This is a genomic window from Bacillus cereus, assembly GCF_007678085.1.
Lineage (GTDB): Bacteria > Bacillota > Bacilli > Bacillales > Bacillaceae_G > Bacillus_A > Bacillus_A cereus_BE.
Window position 1 is genome coordinate 171,144 of the sequence record NZ_VEDW01000003.1, and the last position, 22,357, is coordinate 193,500.

Here is a 22,357-nt window from a genome sequence, read left to right on the forward strand (position 1 = left end):
GAAAAAACCTATAAATCCCTACATGACAGTCATAGGAAAAAATTAAAAAAATTTTAAAACCTACTAAAATACTATTAAATAAAACTGAAAATTAGTTCATATATTTTTGTTAAAAGAGAACTAGAAACCATAACGAAAATATGTATTAGGAGGAGGGGAAGTCTTAAAAATAATCTTGTTAATGATAAATTTGAAATAAGGATTTCCAAGTTTAAAAGATGGTTTTAATTTGTCAGCAGAAAGCTTTTTTGATGTTAGATCCTTTGAAAAAGTATACGAAGGGGCCACCTCTTTCAAGGTGACCTCCCGTACTGCATTATTTTGAACTAGTACCATTCTTTAAACTATCCCCACCACCAAGCTCCGCCTCAATCTGCGAAGTCTTCGATGACTCATCCATACGCCAATATGTGATAAAGCTGATAGCGATACATCCAGCTACGTAGAAGTAGAATAGTGATTCCATTCCGATACTCTTTAGCCATAATGCGATGAACTCTGCGGTTCCACCGAATATCGCAACGGTTAATGCATATGGTAAACCTACGCCAAGTGCGCGAATTTCGGTTGGGAAGAGTTCTGCTTTTACAATTGCGTTAATGGAAGTGTAACCAGTAACGATAATGAGACCGACCATCATGAGTAAGAATGCTACCATTGGTTCTGTCGTTTTTTCTAGGAAGAAGAAGATTGGCGCTGTTAGTAACGTTCCGAGAATACCGAATGCCATTAATAGTGGGCGGCGTCCAATTTTATCGGATAATAGCCCCGCAATTGGTTGAAGTACGACGAAAATAAGTAGTGCGACAAAATTAATCCAGCTTACAACTTCTTTCGGAAGACCGACTGTGTTTACCATGAACTTTTGTAAATATGTTGTGTACGTATAGAATGCGACAGTACCTCCTAATGTTAGGCCGACTACTGTTAATACTGCTTTCGGGTGTTTCATAAGCGCGCGAACAGTTCCTGCGCTTTCGCGTTTTTGCGATTTTATGTTTGAAAACTGCTCTGATTCATCCATCGTGCGGCGAAGCCATAATACAGCTACTGCACCCATTGCTCCAATAATGAATGGAATACGCCAGCCCCAAGCTTTCATATCTGGTTCGCTTAGCAATTGCTGAAGAACAATTTGAACGCCTAACGCAACCATCTGTCCAGCGACGAGCGTTACATATTGGAAGCTTGAATAAAAGCCTCGGCGACCACTACTAGCCATTTCAGATAAATACGTTGCGGAAGTTCCGTACTCTCCGCCAAGTGATAATCCTTGCAGTAAACGGGCAAGAACTAAAATAATTGGTGCCATAATACCGATGCTTTCGTAACTAGGTGTACAGGCGATAATTAAAGAACCACCGGCCATAACCGTAATCGAAAGCGTTAATGCTGCCCGGCGTCCGTGCCGATCCGCATAACGTCCCATTAATAAACTTCCGATAGGGCGCATTAAAAACCCAACTGCGAAAATAGCTGCTGTGTTCAATAACTGACTCGTTGGATCTCCTTTAGGAAAGAACTCTGCTGAGAAGTAAACAGCGAAAGCAGAGTAAACGTACCAGTCGTACCATTCAATTAAATTGCCGACAGAACCTTTGAAAATATTGCCGGCGACTCGATTAGATTTTACTTGAGCCATAATCATTCCTCCTCTTGCTTAGTAATAAAATGATAGATATGAAAGCGTTTTTATTGTAGTTGAATTGTACTGTCTATAGAATAAAATCTCAATATTATGACAATTTTATTCTTTTTGTACTTTATGTACATGGAGAGTTTTAATAGTTGCTTCATTATTAGTTTTGTCATAATAATAGAAAAAGGAGATTGATAGTTTTGAATATTTTATCAAAGGATATGAAGTATGAAGAAATCACGAAAAGTGTCATTACAAACGAAAATAGTAAGCTTAATTATCGCGTTAATTTTATTTGTCGTTCTCCTATTAGCGGGAATATTTGTTTACATTCAGTCCGTTGATACGAAGCGCCAAGTGGAGCAGTTAGCACTGCAAACAGCGAAGTCGCTTTCTTTTATGCCAGCTATAAAAGATGCTTTTCAAAATAACGAGCATAAAAGTACGATTCAATCCATTGCGGAACAAGTTCGTGAACAAGCTGGCGCAGATACTGTCATTATAGAAGATCGCTTTGGGGTGATGTATTCCCATTCTAATTCGGATTTAATTGGCAAAAAGAGTAACAATCCATATAACTATGAAGCACTCACTTTTGGTGGCTATTATACGCTCGAAGGAAATGGTGAAAGTGGTCCGGCTTTAATGGCGAAAGCACCTATTATTGTTCATAACGGAGACTATGATCAAGTCGTAGGTGTTGTGACAGTAGAGTTTTTAATAAAAGGTATTGAATCTAACATACTGAGCAGGACGAAAGAAATTATACTCTTTTCCTTAGCTGTATTACTAGCCGGCATTGTTGGCGGCATTCTTTTAGCACGTAGCATTCGGAAAGATACACTTGGTTTAGAGCCGAATGAAATCGCAGCGCTATACCGGGAACGAAGCGCGATACTACTATCTATAAAAGAAGGAATTATCGCTATTGATCAAAACGGTTTTATTACGATGATGAACACTTCGGCAGAAGAGATGCTTCATGTAAATGGTGATTATATGCAGCAACACATTTCAAAAGTTTTACCGGAATTTAATATGGAACGAGTGTTAGAAAGCGATCAAGAAATCGCGTTTCAAGATAAAGTGTTTATTTTAAACATGACACCGATACTCGAAAATAACATTACGGTAGGAGTTGTATGTAGTTTTAGAGATAAAACAGAACTGCAAAACTTAGTGAATACAATATCTGAGGTAAGAAAATATTCTGAGGACTTACGTGCTCAAACACATGAATTTACAAATAAGCTTTTCGTCTTATCGGGATTACTTCAGTTAGGACATTACAAAGAAGCGATTGAATTTATCCAGCAAGAATCGAACATTCATCAAAGCCAAAACCATATTTTATTTCATCAAATTCACGATGCGAAAGTACAAGCTATTTTATTAGGGAAAATCGGAACGGCGTCTGAGAAGAAAATTGACTTTCATATTGAAGGAGATAGTGCGCTTCATCCGTTACCAGACCATATAAAAGTTTCGCACCTTATTACGATCCTTGGAAATATAATCGACAATGCGTTTGATGCGGTGAGTGAGCAAGAGGAAAAGAATGTTTCCTTCTTTGTTACAGATATTGGACACGATATTGTGTTTGAAGTGATAGATAGTGGAATAGGGATACCAGCTGAAAAAATCACGACCATTTTTCAAAAAGGGTTTTCAACGAAGGGGAACAATCGTGGTTACGGACTAGCGAACGTAAAAGAAATGGTAGATTTACTAGGGGGAACAATTGAAATTCAAAACGAGAAAAATGGGGGAGCTATTTTTACAATTTACCTTCCGAAAACATTGAGAGAAAGTACATGACAAACAGGGGGATGGTTATATGTTGAAGGTTGCAATTGCAGAAGATGATTTCCGCGTCGCACAAATTCAGGAAGAGTTTTTATCAAAAATAAAGGACGTAAAAGTGATTGGAAAAGCATTGAACGCGAAAGAAACGATGGAACTACTACAAAGGGAAGAAATCGATTTACTTCTATTAGATAATTATTTACCAGACGGAATCGGAACAGACTTATTGCCGAAAATCCATGCAGACTTTCCAAACGTTGACGTCATTATGGTAACAGCGGCGAATGAAAACTATATGCTAGAAAAAGCAATTCGAAACGGCGTAAGTAACTACCTTATAAAACCGGTCACGTTAGAAAAATTCGTTCGCACAATTGAAGACTATAAAAGAAAGAAGCAACTATTACATAATAGCAATGAAGTAAATCAAGCACTCATCGATAACTTCTTCGGCATTTCGCAAACACAAGACATAAAAAACTTACCGACAGGTGTGGACCCGTTAACACTGCAAAAAGTGAAAGGGATTATAAAAGGATTCGAAGAGGGAATTACAATAGAAGAAATGGGAGAACAAATGGGTGCCTCCAGAACAACCGCAAGAAGATACTTAGAATACTTAGTAGCGACAAACGAATGCACAGTAGAGTACACATACGGCATTATCGGACGACCAGAACGAAAATATCGAATAGGACGAGGACTATGAAAAACCGATTATTACTATGTATATGGATCATGACAGGAGTAATAGCTGGTTGTTCTGTAGAAAAAACGAACAAGAATAAAGTGAACATAGAAGAAGTAGAAATCGTTGCGCCGAACGTTCAAGGAGCCGGATGGGACTTAACAGCACGAGCAATGCAAAAAACGCTAACAGAAGAAAAAATCTTCACAAAACCAATCAAAGTCACAAACAAAGTAGGTGGCAGCGGGGATGTCGGATGGAAATATACGAAACAAAAAGGCGGTCACGTACTGGCGATTAACTCAAGCTTACTCATAACGAACAACCTACTAGGCCACAGTAAACTAACATATAAAGACTTCACGCCGCTCGCGCTACTTGCATCAGATTGGGAAGTCGTTGTCGTATCAAAAGACTCAAACATAGAAAACGCAAAACAACTAATGGAGCAACTAAAACAAGACAAGGAAAACTTCAAAATCGGCGTTGCCCCTGGCCTAGGAAACGACGATCATCTATCATTCGTACAAGTAAGCAAAGCATTCGGCATAAACCCAGCCGAACTACAATTCTTCGTCTACGAAAACAAAGAAAAAATCATAAACGCCCTAACGAACAAACAAATAGGCGCCGCAACCATGACCCTATCCGAAGCCGAAAAACAATACAAAGCCGGCAAAATAAAAATACTAGCCGTATCCGCACCAAAACGCCTAGATCGACTACCAGAAATCCCAACATGGAAAGAACAAGGAATCGACGTCATCTTCCAGCACTGGAAAGGAATTATGGGCCCGAAAGATATGACGGAGGAAGAGGTTGCTTATTGGGATGGTGTGATTAAGAGGATGGTGGAGAGTGATAGTTGGAAGGGGATTTTGAGGGAGAGAGGGTGGAATTCTTATTATAAGGATAGTGGGGAGACGAGGGGGTTTTTGGAGGAGAGTAGTGGGTGGTATGGGGGGATGGTGAAATTTAGTGATTGATGAATGTTCATTTGTAAGAAATAGGATATGTGACATAAATAATGCCACATTATAAGTTATAATTTATTTATCATAATTCATTAAAATGATTATTCAAGAGAATTGATTCACAAATTTATAAACGGTGGTGTGGGGAATGGATTATAATTTTGAGATTTTATCACTGTTAGATAATTCAATTGAGTTTGAGAAGTTACATAGTAAGTTTAATCGTTTTAATCCTTTTAAAATATTAAAGGTGGATAAGTTTGAGATTAGGCATTCTAATATGATTGCTTGGTTACTGGACCCAACGGAGAATCATCATTTAGGTTCTATGTTTGTAAATAAGATCCTTTCTAAAACGTTTGTAAAAGTGGAGAATGAGGAGTTAATTGGTCAATATAATTTTATTAAGTTACATAAGCAGTCCCTTCAAGATTTGGAAGTGTTTCGCGAAGTACAAACGAAAAATAATAAACGAATTGATATTTTGGCAATATCAGAGGCGCAAAAGGTTGCTATTTTGATTGAAAATAAATATAAGTCATCTGAGTCAGATGGACAATTACAAAATTACATAAACTTTGTTAGTGAGAAATATGAAGGGTATACGATCATTCCAATTTTTTTAAGTTTAGATGGTAGCGCTCCAAGTCATAAATCGTATCTTACTTTAGATTATGGAGATATATTAAATATTCTAAAAGGGCAATTGGAGATTTATAGTGAGTATACGTCTAGTACGATAAAAAATTTCCTTTCCTACTATATTGATATATTAGAAGGAGAACTAGTTCGTGATGAGGAAGACATTGAACTAGCGTTAACAGTGTACAAGAGCCATAAGGCCGCTGTTGATTTTCTATGTTTAAATGGTAACGGAAAAGTAGTTGGAAAGTTTGTTAATAAAGAGTTGTTAAGCGCTGTAAAGAAATTGAGCGTTGAAGAAAAAGAAGATCTTCGCAAAATTTATAAGAAGTATGCTGAAACGCTTCACTTTATACATGGAGCTGGAAATAGCGTCATGAGAGAGGCATTTTTACAATTTGTAGAGAAAAATCAAATGCCAGAAGATTGTTACCATGAACATATTCGCATTCCATCTTTCATTTTCGAAGAATGGAAACAGCTTGATGAGATTGTTGGTGTTCCTAATCATGAGTGGTGGCTAAACAATGCTCTTATAACTTGGTTCGAAAGAAAAGTAGATGGGCGTATGAAGCTTATTGTTGAAGTTGGGCCGTTGGAATACAAACAGAGATTAAAGTTATTATGCAAGTTAGAGGAAAATGGAATTACTATTAAAGAAAAATCAAAAGAAGCTGGATCCATGTATACAAGAATTTATGCTGAATATGAAAATATAAGTGATTGGGCAGATCAAGATGAAATTCTCCGTGTGATGAATGATATGTATAACAATGCTGAGTTTAATCAAGTGGTGGCAGCTATAAGCGATACTATAAAAGGGCTTGTATACGGAGAAGAAGATTCTTCTTCTGAAATTGTTGCGGTAGAGAATAGCCAAACAGACGCGGATACTTTAGCTAATGCTTTTCAATTATTCGTCTATGAACAAAAGTTCCAAGAAGGTTTTTACAATATTCATCATCGACTACCATCATTTATTATGCCGGAGTTTCGCAAACTAGAAGAACAATTTGGAACACCGAAATGGAATTGGTGGTTAAATAACTGTGCAATTATGTGGTTTGAACGCTTGAAGGATAATAGATTGAAACTGACGCTAGAAATTGGACCACTAGAATCACAAAAGAGATTAGCGTTATTAAAAAGACTTGAAAGTAAAGGAAGAAAAATAAGTGCAGGGGCGAAAAGGCCAGAAGCGTCGTATACAAGAATTTACACAAATACAAGTAATATAAGTAATTGGTCAGATGAAGACATTGTCATACAGGCTATGAACGAGTTATTTACTGATACGGACTGTCAAAATATTATTCAGATGTTAACAGACATTGCTAAAGAGGAAGTTCATATTTAAAAGCAATGCCAAGTGCAGAGGAATGTACTTGGCATTTGTTTTCATGTAATAAAGGAGATTAGTCATTAATGAAATTAGCAAAAACAGAGATACAACAATTTATATTAAAACAATTAGAGCGTTGTGAGTTGAAAGAACTAGATGTCGAGTTCGCAGTTCGAGGGTTGGATTTTGATCCAAACATGTTTATTCGTGCGGGAGAAAAAGAATTAGAAATAGGGTTTTATAGATTGGTATGGAATAGTCCTGTCGTACCAGATATGACACGGTTTACGCATCACATATTATTATGGGAACATCTAGAGGAATTAAGTGACAGTGAGAAAGCGGTGGAGATTAAAGAGAGTATTATTATTGTGGCTGATTTTAGAAAAAGGCGGTATCAGCAGTGTCAGTTTTGTGATACAAAGACTTTGCCAGAACATCTTTTTGAGGATGGTGTATGTCAGGGATGTGCTAGTGTGCATTTTGGGGTGTTGTATTAATATTATAAAGGAATATATAGAAAGAATGTAAAATGTGCTTCTATTCTTTTATACTTGAATGAGGATGGATGAATAGAAACGAGGAATTATATGAGTAAATTAAGTAACTGTCTATATATGATTGAGCTCCTGCATGCGAGAGGGAAAATGAGGATTAGTGAGTTGGCAGAGTTGTTAGAAGTGAAAGAGCGGATGGTCCGTATTTATCGTGATGATATTGAAATGGCAGGTATTAAAATTGAAACAACAAAAGGCAGGTACGGTGGTTATTCTCTTTCGAATACATCGCTATTTCCTATTAAAAATATGTCTCAGCAAGAGCTAGATGCATTAACATTCTCTATTAAAAAACTAGTTTCAAAAGGTAATGATATTTATTCACGAGACGCACAAGTAGCGTTAGACAAATTGAATGCCGTTCGGAAAGTAGAAACGAATAAAGACCGCCATATATATTTTGTGCAAAGATCGAAGCCGAATTATGCATTTTCGAATGAAAATCAAAAATATGTACAACTACAAGAAGCGCTATTTACAAGAAGCAAAGTAAAAATCCAGTATGAGAATCTGTCTGGTGAAAGATCAGAACGAATTATCGATCCGTACGGCTTTGTGCACTACAACGAATTCTTTTATTGCCTAGCCCTATGTAATGATAAAAAAGAAAAACGTATGTTTAAACTATCTCGAATAAAAGATATTAAAACTTTGTATGATACATATAAAATACCCGACAATTTCGATATCCGAGAAGAGTTTCCGAAATTCGGCATTATGAAAGAACAGTTAGAAGTAGAGTTACTCATCTATCCACCATTCGCCGTATCCGTACCAGAATCCATTTGGGGAGAGAACCAAAAGATAGAACATAATGAGGACGGCAGCATTCTCTTCCATGCAACCATGAGCGGGAAAGAGTCGATTAAGAAATGGATTTTAGGAATGGGTGCCTCGGTTAGGGTGATGAAGCCTAGGGAGTTGAGGGAAGAGGTTGTTGAGGAAGGTAGGAAGTTGTTGGAGATGTATGGTAGATAATAATGTATTGTTATATTAAAATATAAAATAGGCAAAACTGTAATATTTTTGGAAGAATATACAGCGGAAAGTGACGTTATTAGTGCTGGTTTTAATGTTATAATGGAATAGAATGTAAAGAAATAGTAGTTACATGTAATTACGATAATGATAGTCTATAGGATTGAACTTTCCTTTATAAAATATGAAGAGCTATTTTTAAATAGAAAGGACAGAGTATATGAGCAATGAATTTTTATTTTCTTTTTTACAGCCAAAGTATAAGAAGTTGGCTGATGTTGCAGAAGCGTTAGAGAAGCAAGTGTATAACGATGTTCCGTCTGCTTTATCAAAGGCGAGGCTTTTTGCAGAAAAGCTAGCGAAGTATGTAATGGAATTGGAAGATATTAATGTATATTACGAAATGAAGCACGTTGAAGTGATACATAAGTTATACCGTGAAGGGATTTTAAATGAAGAAATGCATTTCCGATTTGAATGGATTCGCAAGATGGGAAATAAAGCGGTTCATGAAGCGAATTTTGGAAGTGTAGAAGATGCATTAAAAGCTCATAAACTTACATATGACTTGGCAGTTTGGTTCATGGAATTATACGGAGATGTTAATTTTAAGGCGCCAGCATATGTAAGCCCGAAAGCTGTTACAGAGCAGAAGGTTAATACAGATGATATTAAACAAACCGTAGCAGAAACAGTAGAAAAAACACTTGAAGCGAAGTTCCGAGAAATGCAGGAGACATTACTCAAGTTAACGCAGGAGCAGCAAAAAGAGAAAGAAGTCGTACAAGTTGTAACTGAACAAAAAGAGCAAGAGCCGGTTATTGAAGAAAAAATACCTGTAAAGGAAGAAGTACAGGAGCCAGTTATTAAAGAAAAAACGCCTGAAAAAGCAGAAACAACTGATACGGAAATTTTAGAAGAAGACTTTGATTTAATGAGCTATTTGCAAAGTCATGATATAGAAATCATTGATAAACGTTCTGCTGGAGGATCTCTTTGGTTAATTGGTGGTTGGGAATTAAAAGAGGTATTAGATCCATTAAAATCACGTAAAATTTATTTCCGTTACACAGCTAAAGGTGGGCGCGTGACAAAGCGTAAGCCAGCCTGGTTTTTAATGGGAAGTTATAGTGATGGTCCTAAGAAAAAGGAAAGTACTCCTAAAAAGGAAGTAGAAAAACCGAAGCAAGTAGATGTGCCGAAAGAAGTTGGGCAGGAGAAAGAAAAAGAAGTCGTGCAGCAAGTAGTAGAAAAAAGAGAAGTGACTGATCAACAATTGATCGTTCCTTCTCGATTATTTGAATTGCGTCTGAATGAATATGAAGGAAGCCCAGTTTATACATTTGGCGAACATTTTCATTTAGACAATTTTGGAGAAATAAAAGAAGATCATTTACGTGATTGGTATCGAAAAGATAAACAAGCTTTTTATGATTTAGCAGTCCAGTTATGGTTTTTAGGCTGTGAGTATCAAGGGAATTTAGCGAAGCTTGTGAACTTGCCTCAGGAACAAGAGCGAGTATTAATAGAAATAAATACTACACAAAATGAAGCATTAAGCGAGAAGATTCCACAACACTTAACAGAGTTATTTGCTAAGTTTGGTGTGCGAAACATAAAACAATTACATGGACTGCCAGTGTTTGCAGTTCGCTGGCTTACAGCAGAAGCGTTTGATGAATTTTTAAATTGTTTAAAGCACGAAGAGTCTGATACAGATGACGACAGTCCCAGTAGTGTCGTAGAAGAAAATATACATAACGACATCGAAGAAGATTTGCAAAATGAGGCTGGAATTGTGGTTTGTCTAGGAACGGAATGCCTAACTATTCCTATTGATATGAAAGATACGATGATTACAACTGAATTAATTACAGGTTGTAATAATTTTATAAGTCAATTAAAGAGTAAATTCGGTGTTCATACGATAGGAAAGCTTCCGAAAGACCTACTTCCATTAAGAGAAGGAATGCAAGGGGTTGGTCCTAAAGTAATTGAAAAATTCTTTAAGCAACTTGGAAATATAGGGGAACTTGAAGAAGTAGAAGTAATCGTTGAACCGATGGGAACACAAGGAGAAGAAGTGCTCTTAAAAGGAGAGCGAGTAGCGATTCCGTCTTCTTTACAAGAAGAATCTTTAGAATACGGCGATTTTTTAAGTTGCCCATCACTAATAGAAAAAATGCAAGAAGCTGGTATTCATCAGTATAAACAACTTCCTCTCGATTTACAGGAATTAAGAAAGTTTCAAGGTGTTGGCGAGTCAGTTGTGAAGAGATTCCTACAACACTTAAAAGAAAAGGTAGAAATTGCTGAGAAGAGAGAACAGGAAGAAAGTTTTTATGCAACAATGACGGCGGACGAGAGAATGCAGTACGAAACAGATCAGTTAATAGAAATGCTGCAAGAAATGATAGAAACAGGAAGTATTCATACTAAGCTGAAGATAAACGAGAAAGCTCTTGCGATTATGCGCGAACGGTATGAAGGAACATTAAATGGAAAGCGCCCAACATTAGAAGAAACAGCGCAAAATCATGATGTAACGCGTGAAAGAATCCGACAAATTGTTAAAAATTCAGTTGGAAAGATTAAAATGAAAGCGGAAGTATGGTTTCAATTATTCCGAAATAAATTAGAAGCTAATAGAAACTTTATGGAAAATGACATTTTCACAGAGAACACTTTTTACGAGTACTTAGTTTTAGAAATGTTAGAGTTAGAGGATATATACCTTTGTTTTGATAATCAATTTTTCACTACTTTAACGAAAGCTGAGTTACAAGAATTTGATAGACAAATTTCTAATATTTTCTCTGAACGATTAAAAGGGAAATTGTTAGAAGAAGAGCAATATGAGGAAATGATCGAGAATGTTGCAACGAAATTAGAAGTGTCTCCGTTTATTGTAAGGAATACTTGTAATGAAATAATGCGCCAGACAGATCAAAATCAATATGTATTAGCAAAAGCGAAGAAAATTGATGTAGCTGAGATTGTATTGAGACAGTTCCCGAATGGTGCTGAAGTATATAAAGAGTATGAGATGTTAAATGAGAAGGCAAATGAAATAATGCCAAATTCATTCCATGGCGAAAGAGATTTTCCTGCTATTTGTACGAGAGATGAAGCTTCAGATACGATTTATTTATGGGGCAGAGGTATTTATATTCACAGTAGCTTCGTTAAGCCGAATATAGAATTAATCGAGACAATAGCAAAAGAAGCAGCTAACAAATTAGAGAAGAAGCCGGTTATTACGGTTACATATTTGTTCGATCAATATGAAGATGTACTACTAGAAAACGACGTTCCAACAGAATATGCATTGTACACATTATTAAGACAATATGGTTCTGACCATATTGCACTACCAAAGTTCCCGAAAATTATTCAAATAGGGGACACAGGAAGTATAAGAAATGCAGATTTACTTCGAGATTTTATTAGAAGTAAAGGGCATGAAGTGAGCACGAAAGAATTAAGAGATGAGTTTATAGTAAATCGTGGTTGGAAGCCGTTTACGGTGGAATTCACTTTATCTAGTACACAAGATATTATTCAGAGTAATCATGGAGAATACACGTTGCTAGAATTCTATGATCAAATGCCAGTTCAAATATTTGATCCGATTATAAAGCGTATAAACGAGAAATTAGAAGAAATTCCGCAGTTTCAAATTAATGGCATATTTAAAGAGTTTGAATCATACTGCATTGCAAATGGAATTCATACAAATTACTTACTCTATTATTTACTTCGTTCCAAGTGTGACGATCATTTTATGTTGCCGCGTTACCCACACATCGTGAAAATCGGAAGTGAGTTAGAAACTGCTAGTATTAGAACTTTAGTAGAAGATTATATTCTAGAGCAAGGATACGAGGTTTCAAGAGAAGAGGTAATGGATTGGCTTGTCAATGAACTAGGTGCTCGTGAAAATGCTTTGGATATTACACTACAGCTCTCGGATCGAATTTTTTACTATACGAGAGGCCAGTATGCTGAGTATGTACACGAAATGACAATTGGATGGAATGCAGAAAAGCAACTTATGTTAAAAAATACGGTATTAGACGTATTAGCGAGAGAACAGCAAATAAATGATAAAAACTTTATATTGGTAGAACAATGTTTATCTGAAAACCTTCCAGAATTAGATGGAGGTTTATCTTGGACAATTGATTTATTCGTAGATTGTTTAAAACGAGATGGAGAGTTTATTTTACTAGGTTCGAGGGGAATAATTATCGTACCTCGTACAAGCTCTATTCAATCAGAGACAGATTTTATCCAATATATATTAGTAAAAGAGTTTGGTGGATCAGCGAAAATGCGCGATGTAAAGAAAAAGTTAATGCAATACGGATTCTCAGCGGATGGAGAGTTGCTATTTGATACAGAAACGTTACTAGCCGAAGGAAAAGCTCCTTTCGTTCAAATAGGTGATGAGCTTATCTCTAAGCACTTAGTGGAGGTGTAAAAGTTGCAACAGGACTTAAAAGAAAAAATTGAACCGTATTTACAAAAAGAAGAAGACATAACGAAGAAAATTGTGCTGAAAACGGTAGAGTTAGTGAGTACGCGTAAAAAACTATCTACACAAGCTTTAGTGAAAAAGTTAGATAGAGATATTGATAGTTTAATATAAGTGTGACATACAGGAGGTGTAGAACATGTTAATTCAAAAAATCACCTTTCATCATTTTAGACAGTTTTACGACACGCAAAGCATTACGTTTGCAGGAGTAAATAGTGAAGGGCTTGTGACAGTCATTTTAGGTGAAAATGGTCGCGGTAAAACAGGTATTTACCGCGGTCTTCTCTTCGGTTTATATGGAGATATGTATTTAGATCAAGATGCTGATGGAAAAGACGATATTGTTTTAACGAATACAAAAGCATTGCAAGAAGATTATGATGGTGAGAAAAAAGGTGTTACTTGTACAGTAACAATTGATTTTCTTCATAATCAAAATGAATTTTCTATTAGCCGTTCCATATTTGCGGTGCAAAATGATAAAGGTGAAAAAATTGAACGATTACATGCTGCTGAGTTAAAAAATGTAACGAACGGAAGTGTCATTACAGATAAAGAAGAAATTCAGCAATTTGTAAATGAAATATTAGATGAGCGTGTAAAAAACTATTTCTTTTTTGACGGAGAACGTATCGAGCGCCTTACAAGAGCGTCGGAACAGCAACGTAAAGAAATCGCAAAAGGTATAAAAAACTTATTAAAAATTGATGATTTACTTAAATCACAAGAAGTATTACAAGCGTTAGATAAACAAGTGCTAAAAGAATTACAAAAACATTCTTCTGGTGATTATCAAAAGAAGTTAAAAGAAAAACTAGAAAATGATGAAGCGAAAGAAAAGGCTAAGCTAGAACTAGAAACAACTGGCGTACGGTTAGATGAAGCTGAACAACGTTTGGATCACCTTACTACACAATTAGAGCAATTCCAGGAAGAAGCACAGAAAATTAAAGAATTAAAACAACAAGAAGAACTTCTTCAAACAAAGCAGATGGAACAACGAGCTGCGATGCAACATTTAGTCGGTTTTAACAACACGCTATCTTTACTATTAGCGAAAGATATTCTTCATTCTGTTAAAACAAAGCTAGAGATCGTACTCGACTATCAAACAGAAAAAATGGATATCGGTTTAGAGTTCATTCAAAACTTACTAAGCGATTTAAAATGTATGTGCGGTACTGCTCTGCAAGAAGGATCCAAAGAGTACGAATCCATTATGAGACTAGAAAAAGTTGCAATTCGTAACGTTGAAAAGAAAGCTTTTTATGAACTACTAACAAACGTTATACAATTAATCGGTTTCCTTGAAGATAAAGAAAACGACTTAAAATATAAGCTTGATGAAGTGAGTAAAAAAGAGTACGAATTAGAAACGATTCGCCAACAAGTTGAAAGCTTAAATAAACAACTATCAGACACAGGAATTGAAGATTTATCTACGTTAAATAAAGAGCGAAATGATGTACATAAACAACAAGTACAGTTAGATGTGCATATGAAACAATTGCGCGAAAGCATAGAAGAGCTTGAACGTAAAGAAGAGCAATTAGAACTAGCTCTGCGCGATCTAAAAGTGAAAAGTGGCGTACACGCGAAGCTTGCTAAAAAGCAAGAAGAAACAGGAAAAGCTGTAAAAGCAATTAATCAAATGATAAAAGAATTTGAAAAGATTATTATTGCCGACCTAGAAAAAGTAACAACAAATAATCTTCAGCAGCTATTAGATGATAGCGGAAATATGAATATTCAAGAAGTAAGAATTAAAAAAGATTATTCATTAGAAGTATTAAACAGCTACGGTCACTCTTTCCTAGCGAACATTTCACAAGGGCAGCGACAAGTACTATCTTTAAGCTTTATTACCGCACTAGCACAAGTTGCAGGCGGACATGCTTCCTTAGAAATGCCGTTATTCATGGACACGCCGTTCGGCCGTTTATCTTCAAAACATGAACTGAACTTATTAAGCTTCTTACCGGAAGTATGTTCACAATGGATACTACTCGTAACAGATAGAGAATTCGGTGATCGCGAAAGAGCCATGTTCTTAGAAAAAGGATGCTGGGGCAAATATTACGAACTTCGCAGCGTCGAACCGAGCGTTACAAAAATTATCGAGCATCCAATGTTCATCCCGCAACATTCATAAGGAGGAGGGAGTTATATGGAAGAAACAAAAACATCATTACGTGTCAAAGTACGCAAAGAATACTTACCATTCTTTAAAGACTTACGAACAAAACATTTATTTGAACAACACAGCTCCTTCTTCACACTATGTGCATGTGTAGGACAACGACTAGGCAAAATAGACGAATCCTACAAAGGAATCGAACTATGCCAAGCCTACACATTCACAACATACGAAAAAACTATTTTACAATCACTCATCTACAACAAAACGAAACAACTAATAGAAGAAAGAGAAATGTTCACAGAAGCAGAAAAGTATGCGGATGCTGGATTTCGATTTCTAATTGAAGGACCGTTCTCAAGCGTTGCGATCAAACTAGAGAGTGGGGAGTATTCCTTGCATTCTGGTAGGGAGGAAGAGCTGGAGAAGTTGATGGCGGGATATGTTTTGGAGTTGGTTGAGGGGGTTCCGTTTTAAGGGATTCTTAAAACGGACAGTTATTACCGTATAAGGAAATTCAGCCTGAATAGATATTTTTTGATAACATATAACAGGTATAAATAAGAAGTTTACATGCTCAGTATGTAGAAATATAAAGTATAGAGGAGATATATAATGATTAACTTCCAAGATAAAGTAAGTTTTATTTGGTCAATCGCAGAAGTTTTGCGTGGACCATACAAGCCAGAGGATTATGGAAAGGTGGTTTTACCCCTAGCAGTTTTACGTCGTTTTGACTGTGTATTAGAGAACACGAAAGATGAAGTACTAGCGAATTTTGAAAAATTTAAGGTGATGAATGAAGATGCTCGTGAACCAATTTTAAATCGTATTGCAAAGCAAAATTTTCACAATACGAGTAATTATAATTTCACAAAACTATTAAGTGATTCTGATAATATTGCAGATAATTTACGTGATTACATTAATGGATTTTCAAAAACAGCCCGCGATATTATGGATCATTTTGATTTCGATCGCCAAATCGAAAAATTAGATAATAATGATTTATTATACTTAACGATTAAACGATTTAGTGAGCTTGATTTACATCCAGAAGTGGTTTCGAACGTAGAAATGGGTTACATCTTTGAAGAATTAATTCGTCGTTTCTCAGAGCACGCTGAAGCGGGTGATCACTACACTCCTCGTGAAGTAGTACGTTTAATGGTTAGCCTTTTATTCATGCAGGACGATGATATTTTAACGAAGCACGGATTGACACAAACACTATATGACTGTGCTGCTGGAACAGGTGGTATGGGATCTGTTGCACAAGAATATTTAACAGAGCTAAATAAAACAGCGGATCTGGAATTCTTTGCTCAAGAAATTAACGGAGAATCGTATGCGATTTGTAAAGCAGATATTCTTATTAAAGGCGCAGATGCTAAAAACGTTCGTTTAGGAAATACGTTATCAAACGATCAGTTTAAAGGGGATAAATTTGACTATTTAATCTCAAATCCTCCGTATGGTGTGGACTGGAAGTCATACGAAAAACCAATTAAAGCGGAGCATGAAGAACAAGGATATGCTGGTCGTTTCGGTCCCGGTACACCTCGTACGAGCGATGGACAACTATTATTTTTAATGCATTTAATTTCAAAAATGAAACCAGTAACAGCAGAAAATCCACAAGGATCTAGACTTGCAATTATTATGAACGGTTCTCCATTATTTACAGGTGATGCAGGTTCAGGGGAAAGTGAAATTCGTCGTTACGTACTTGAGAATGACTTAGTAGAAGCTATTGTGGCTATGCCAAACGATTTATTCTACAACACAGGTATTGCGACTTACATTTGGATTTTAACAAATAATAAAGCTGCTATTCGTAAAGGGAAAGTACAGCTTGTAAATGCTGTAGACTTCTCGAAAAAAATGAAAAAGAGCATGGGTAGCAAGCGTAACGAAATTTCACAAGAGCAAATCGATGAAATTGTTCGTTTATACGGAAACTTTAAAGAAGTTGAACACGTTAAAATCTTTGATAACGAAGACTTCGGTTACCAAAAAATCACTGTAGAACGTCCATTACGCTTAAACTTCCTTATTTCTGAAGAACGTATTCAACGTGTAGCAGAACAAAAAGCGTTCGAAAACCTTGCAAAGTCTAAGAAAAAAGGTGATAACGGCTTAGCTGAAATAGAAGCTGGTAAAGCGCTACAAGAAAAAATCATTGCTGTGTTACGTGGATTAGAAAGTGAAGAGTTATTTAAGAATCGTGAAGAATTTATAAAGATATTAAAAGCTGAATTTAAAAAGGAAGATATAGCAATTGGTGCACCAGTATTAAAGGCTATATTAGCTGGTCTGTCGGAGAAGGATGAAACAGCGGATATTTGTATGAAAAATAAAACAGATGCTGAACCAGATACTGACTTACGTGATACAGAAAGCGTTCCGTTAAAAGAGGGTATTTATGAATACTTCGAGCGTGAAGTAACACCACATGTATCAGATGCATGGATCGATGAATCAAAAACAAAAGTGGGTTATGAGATTCCATTTACACGTCAGTTCTATAAATATACAAAGCTTCGTAGTTCAGAGGAAATTATGGCTGAGATTAAGGCGCTTGAGGCGAGTATTTTAGAGAAGTTGAAGAAGGTGATGGGATGAAAAAAATATATTTGGAATATAAGGATAGTGAAAATGATTTAATAAAAGATATCCCAATACATTGGAAGACTACTAAATTAAAGCATGTGGCAAAAATTATTATGGGCCAGTCACCATCTTCAGATGATTATAATGATAAGGAAATAGGTTTTCCATTTCTTCAAGGTAATGCTGAGTTTACCGAACAATACCCTATCCCTAAAATATATTGTGATAAGCCTAATAAGCTCTCTAGAAAAGGAGATATATTACTTTCAGTAAGAGCGCCAGTGGGTGCTTTAAATATGTCAAATGTAAGTTATGCCATTGGTAGAGGGTTATGTGCTATAAGAGCAGAAAAGATTACAACGGAATTTTTATGGTTTTGTTTGTTAAGTGCAAAAAAGGAATTGAATACAAGGTTAAAAGGCAGTACATTTGAAGCTGTAACTACTGAAGATGTAAAAAATATAACAATTGTATGCCCAGTAAACGATGAGGAACAAAACAAAATTTCTTCATATTTAACAAGAAAAGTATTTGAAATAAATAATTTAATTACTGAAAAGGAAAAAATAATAACGTTATTAGAAGAGAAACGTCAATCAATGATTACAGAAGCTGTAACAAAAGGATTAAATCCAAATATGAAAATGAAAGATTCAGGTGTGGAGTGGATTGGTAAGATACCTGAGCATTGGGAGTTAAATTTACTCAAAAGATACTGTGGGAGAATTACAGATGGCTCTCATTTTTCACCAGAAATAGTGGATGATGGATTTTCATATGTAACTGTAAAAGATATACAAAATAGTGAAGTTAATGTAAAGAACGCATTAAAAATTAGTGAAGGTGACTATTTAGAGCTATGTAAGAGTGGATGCCAGCCGCAAAGAGGGGATGTACTACTAAGTAAGGATGGTACTATAGGAAAAGTAGCGGTGACAACAAATGAAGAGTATGTCGTATTATCTTCTATAGCAATTTTAACACCTAATCAATTAATAGGGTCTTATTATTTGGCTTACTGGCTGAGATCTAAAATAAATTTCGATCAAATGGAGAGTTATCTCGCTGGAGCGGCTTTAAGAAGATTGACGTTACAAACCATTAATAAATTTAAAATTATAGTGCCTCCGGTAGTGGAGCAGATAAAAATTGTAGAGTATCTCGATAAAGAATTAAGAGTGTTAGAAAATTGTATTAGTGAGGTTAGTAATCAAATCCAAAAACTAAAGGAATACCGCCAATCCCTAATCTACGAGGCGGTAACAGGAAAAATCGATGTACGTGATTTTGAAGTAGAAGCGTAATGAGGTGATGGTATGGCGGTTGATGCGACGGAAAAAGGTTTTGAGACGAATATTGAAGATTCATTGATAGAGAATGGATATATGAAGCGAACTCTTGAGGGAGAGGAAAGCCAACTATTTAAACAATATGGGCTTGATGTTGAGGAACTATTTACATTTTTAGAGGATACACAAGCAAAGCAACTGCGAGCATTAGAGAAATCATATGGTGCAGATTATAAGCAGAAAATGCTCAATCGCATTTGTGATCAGCTGAAGAAGCAAGGGATAATGGAATGTTTACGCCACGGGATTAAAGACCGTGGTGTAACATTAAAACTTATTTATAATAAGCCACCAACTACAATGAATCAATTAATGAACGATTTATATCGTAAAAATAGATTTACTGTAAGTCGCCAAGTGTTTTATAGCGATAAGCATAAAAATAGTTTGGATATGGTGTTATTCATAAATGGTTTACCGCTTATTGTAATGGAACTAAAGAATCCATTGACAGGTCAAACTGTTGAGGATGCGATGAATCAGTTGAAGATGGATCGAGACCCAAGAGAGCAACTGTTTAAATTTAACGAGCGCGTTGTCGTATATTTTGCGGTGGATCCAGATGAAGTGTTTATGGCGACTGAATTAAAGAAAGAGAAAACATATTTCTTACCATTTAATAAAGGCAATAATGGTGGGAAAGGAAATCCGACTGTTTACAATAATTATCGTACGCATTACTTATGGGAGGAAATATTAGCCCCTGATAGTTTGCTAGATATTTTATTCCGTTTTGTGTTTGTGAAGAAGGACGATATTTTAGACTCAAATGGTGAACTAATTGATGAACGTAAAATGTTAATTTTCCCGCGTTTTCATCAATTAGATGTTGTACGTGAGCTTGAGCGAGATGTACAAGAAAAATCAGTTGGCCAAAATTATCTCATTCAACATAGTGCGGGGAGTGGGAAGACGAACTCTATTTCTTGGTTATCGCACCGCTTAGCGAAGCTGCATGATGAAGAAAACAATGCGGTGTTTAGTAGTGTTATCGTTATTACTGACCGCCGTGTTTTAGATAAGCAATTACAAGATGCGGTATATCAGTTAGAGCATAAAGCTGGTATGGTTGAACGAATTAATAAGGATTCCAATCAACTAGCTCAGGCTATCACTGGTGAAACTCGTATTATCATTACAACACTTCAAAAGTTTCCGTTCATTATGGAAAAGGTGTCTGATTTTGACCGTAAAAAGTATGCGGTTATTATTGACGAGGCACATTCTTCACAAGGAGGAAAAGCTTCGACAGCATTAACGAATATTTTATCAGATAAAACGTTAGAAGATGCCTATGAAGAAGATCGAGTTGCGGAAGAGAATTTAGATAATATAGATGAGCAAATCATTGAAACGATTATGAAAAGTGGAAAGCAAGATAATATTTCATTCTTTGCTTTTACCGCTACACCGAAGCCGAAGACGATTGAAAAATTTGGAACGATGGGTACAGATGGAAAGCCACATGCATTCCATCAATATACGATGCGACAGGCTATTGAAGAAGGTTTTATTTTAGATGTACTAAGTAATTACACTACATATAAAACGTTTTATAAAATAGCGAAGAGAGTTGATGAAGATCCGTTAGTTTCGCAAAAACAGGCAACGAAAAAACTTGCGCAATATGTATCATTACATCCGCATAACGTTGCTCAAAAGACGGAAATCATTATCGAACATTATCGTAACTTTACTCGTCAAAAAATTGGTGGTCGTGCAAAAGCGATGGTCGTAACGGCGAGTCGTCTTCATGCGGTCCGTTATAAAATTGCCTTCGATCAGTATATAGATAAAATGGGCTATGAAGATTTAAAAACGGTTGTTGCTTTCTCAGGGATTATTAAAGACGATGAAATTCCATATTCAGAGCAGGATATGAACGGATTCAGTGAAAAGGAATTGCCTGAAAAGTTCAATTCAGATGAGTATAAAGTGTTACTTGTAGCTGAAAAGTATCAAACAGGATTTGACGAACCGTTGCTACATACGATGTACGTAGATAAACCGTTAAGCGGGATTAAAGCCGTTCAAACATTATCTCGTTTAAATCGTACTTGTCCAGGAAAAGAAGATACGTTTGTGCTTGATTTCGTTAATGATACAGAGGATATAAAGGATTCCTTCCAACCGTATTATGAAACAACAGGCCTTGAAGAAGTGACAGATCCAAACATTTTATACGATCTGCAAGCGGAATTAGAACCGTATCAAATTTTTACAGAAAAAGAAGTACAAGTTGTCAATGAGCTAGAGATTAAAGGCGGATTTAAAAAGCAGACAAAGGCACAAACAGAGCTGAACTCTTGGATTGATAGAGGAGTAGATCGCTTTAAGTCTCTGGAAGAGGAAGAAAAGGATGCTTTTAAAGCAGCAGCGACGAAGTTTGTCCGCACGTATGCATTCATTTTGCAGATTGCTACATTCATTGACCTTGATTTACACAAACTATATATCTACTTAAATTACTTATTACGCAAGTTACCTCGTAGTAGTAAAGATAAAGATGTATACACGGCTGATGATGTTGCACTAGAGTATTACCGTAATCAGAGGGTATTTGAAGGTGGAATTGAGTTAGAACAAACTGGTGGCGTAGACTTAAAACCAACTTCACACGGTGCAGGTGGTGTAGTTGAGGATGAAAAAGTTCGTTTATCATCTATACTAGATAAGCTAAACGATCGTTTCGGTACAGAATTTACAGAAACCGATTTTCTTTCACGCGATCAAGTAAAAGAAGATATGTTAAACAGTGAAGATATTCAACAAAAAGCAAAAAACAACACAAAAGACAATTTCAAATTTGCTTTCGAAAAGTCATTCATAAACTTCGTTATTGATCGTATGGGTAGTAATGAGAAGTTCTTCATGAAGATTTTAGAGAATGAAGAATTCAAGAACTTCATTATGGAAGATATGATGAATGAAGTTTATTCGGAAGTGAATGGGTAATATTGTTTGAAGATGGGGGAACCTCTTATTGTGCCTGTAGTGTGGGTGGTAAGGGGTTCTTTTTTATTTTGGATAGATTCATTGAATAATTGATATCGTTGTATTCATATGTTTTTTACTTGTAGATAGTTTGATAA

Annotated in this window: 14 protein-coding genes; 13 read left to right on the top strand and 1 reads right to left on the bottom strand. The window is 35.9% G+C overall.

The genetic code is table 11. The features are described from left to right. Window positions 1-316: 316 nt before the first annotated feature. Window positions 317-1,642 (bottom strand): MFS transporter, encoded by a 1,326-nt coding sequence (locus FS742_RS14520; RefSeq protein ID WP_144613172.1) that lies wholly within the window; start codon window positions 1,640-1,642, stop codon window positions 317-319. Between the two features lie 225 nt (window positions 1,643-1,867). Here FS742_RS14520 and FS742_RS14525 point away from each other — a divergent pair, with 225 nt between their 5' ends. The 13 genes from FS742_RS14525 (at window position 1,868) to FS742_RS14580 (ending at window position 22,220) form a co-directional block, all read left to right on the top strand. Then, window positions 1,868-3,457 carry an ATP-binding protein gene (locus tag FS742_RS14525; protein WP_144613174.1) on the top strand — a complete coding sequence of 530 codons (1,590 nt, stop codon included), beginning with the start codon at window positions 1,868-1,870 and terminating at the stop codon, window positions 3,455-3,457. A gap of 19 nt (window positions 3,458-3,476) precedes the next feature. Next, window positions 3,477-4,154 (top strand): response regulator, encoded by a 678-nt coding sequence (locus FS742_RS14530; RefSeq protein WP_144613176.1) that lies wholly within the window; start codon window positions 3,477-3,479, stop codon window positions 4,152-4,154. After that, a complete protein-coding gene (locus FS742_RS14535; protein ID WP_144613178.1) occupies window positions 4,151-5,119 on the top strand; it encodes a tripartite tricarboxylate transporter substrate binding protein in 969 nt (322 codons plus the stop codon). Before FS742_RS14530 ends, FS742_RS14535 begins: the two co-directional genes overlap by 4 nt. Window positions 5,120-5,255: 136 nt before the next feature. Continuing rightward, window positions 5,256-7,106, top strand: a complete 1,851-nt coding sequence (locus FS742_RS14540; protein ID WP_144613180.1) for a PDDEXK-like family protein — start codon at window positions 5,256-5,258, stop codon at window positions 7,104-7,106. A gap of 68 nt (window positions 7,107-7,174) precedes the next feature. Continuing rightward, complete coding sequence (locus tag FS742_RS14545; protein WP_144613182.1) at window positions 7,175-7,591, top strand: hypothetical protein; 417 nt, start codon at window positions 7,175-7,177, stop codon at window positions 7,589-7,591. Between the two features lie 90 nt (window positions 7,592-7,681). Next, window positions 7,682-8,626, top strand: coding sequence for a helix-turn-helix transcriptional regulator (locus FS742_RS14550; RefSeq protein ID WP_144613184.1), 945 nt, complete (start codon window positions 7,682-7,684; stop codon window positions 8,624-8,626). Window positions 8,627-8,846: 220 nt separating this feature from the next. Next, a complete protein-coding gene (locus tag FS742_RS14555; protein ID WP_144613186.1) occupies window positions 8,847-13,109 on the top strand; it encodes a sigma factor-like helix-turn-helix DNA-binding protein in 4,263 nt (1,420 codons plus the stop codon). A gap of 3 nt (window positions 13,110-13,112) precedes the next feature. Further along, entirely contained in the window at window positions 13,113-13,277 is a 165-nt protein-coding gene (locus FS742_RS27595; protein ID WP_170952767.1) for a hypothetical protein, read from the top strand. Window positions 13,278-13,302: 25 nt separating this feature from the next. Next, window positions 13,303-15,318, top strand: coding sequence for an AAA family ATPase (locus FS742_RS14560; protein WP_144613188.1), 2,016 nt, complete (start codon window positions 13,303-13,305; stop codon window positions 15,316-15,318). A gap of 15 nt (window positions 15,319-15,333) precedes the next feature. Then, window positions 15,334-15,780, top strand: a complete 447-nt coding sequence (locus FS742_RS14565) for a hypothetical protein (protein WP_144613190.1) — start codon at window positions 15,334-15,336, stop codon at window positions 15,778-15,780. 138 nt (window positions 15,781-15,918) lie between these two features. Beyond that, the gene (locus FS742_RS14570; RefSeq protein WP_144613192.1) at window positions 15,919-17,928 is read left to right on the top strand and encodes a type I restriction-modification system subunit M; all 2,010 of its coding nucleotides are present in this window, start codon (window positions 15,919-15,921) and stop codon (window positions 17,926-17,928) included. Then, a complete protein-coding gene (locus tag FS742_RS14575) occupies window positions 17,925-19,220 on the top strand; it encodes a restriction endonuclease subunit S (protein WP_144613194.1) in 1,296 nt (431 codons plus the stop codon). Before FS742_RS14570 ends, FS742_RS14575 begins: the two co-directional genes overlap by 4 nt. A gap of 12 nt (window positions 19,221-19,232) precedes the next feature. Next, entirely contained in the window at window positions 19,233-22,220 is a 2,988-nt protein-coding gene (locus tag FS742_RS14580; protein ID WP_144613196.1) for a type I restriction endonuclease subunit R, read from the top strand. The last annotated feature ends 137 nt before the right edge of the window (window positions 22,221-22,357 follow it).

Coding starts and splice junctions, on each gene's coding strand:
- FS742_RS14565 (WP_144613190.1), top strand. CDS start 15,334: ATGGAAGAAACAAAAACATCATTACGTGTCAAAGTACGCAAAGAATAC.
- FS742_RS14560 (WP_144613188.1), top strand. CDS start 13,303: ATGTTAATTCAAAAAATCACCTTTCATCATTTTAGACAGTTTTACGAC.
- FS742_RS14550 (WP_144613184.1), top strand. CDS start 7,682: ATGAGTAAATTAAGTAACTGTCTATATATGATTGAGCTCCTGCATGCG.
- FS742_RS14555 (WP_144613186.1), top strand. CDS start 8,847: ATGAGCAATGAATTTTTATTTTCTTTTTTACAGCCAAAGTATAAGAAG.
- FS742_RS14540 (WP_144613180.1), top strand. CDS start 5,256: ATGGATTATAATTTTGAGATTTTATCACTGTTAGATAATTCAATTGAG.
- FS742_RS14570 (WP_144613192.1), top strand. CDS start 15,919: ATGATTAACTTCCAAGATAAAGTAAGTTTTATTTGGTCAATCGCAGAA.
- FS742_RS14525 (WP_144613174.1), top strand. CDS start 1,868: ATGAAGAAATCACGAAAAGTGTCATTACAAACGAAAATAGTAAGCTTA.
- FS742_RS14520 (WP_144613172.1), bottom strand. CDS start 1,642: ATGGCTCAAGTAAAATCTAATCGAGTCGCCGGCAATATTTTCAAAGGT.
- FS742_RS14580 (WP_144613196.1), top strand. CDS start 19,233: ATGGCGGTTGATGCGACGGAAAAAGGTTTTGAGACGAATATTGAAGAT.
- FS742_RS14535 (WP_144613178.1), top strand. CDS start 4,151: ATGAAAAACCGATTATTACTATGTATATGGATCATGACAGGAGTAATA.
- FS742_RS14530 (WP_144613176.1), top strand. CDS start 3,477: ATGTTGAAGGTTGCAATTGCAGAAGATGATTTCCGCGTCGCACAAATT.
- FS742_RS14575 (WP_144613194.1), top strand. CDS start 17,925: ATGAAAAAAATATATTTGGAATATAAGGATAGTGAAAATGATTTAATA.
- FS742_RS14545 (WP_144613182.1), top strand. CDS start 7,175: ATGAAATTAGCAAAAACAGAGATACAACAATTTATATTAAAACAATTA.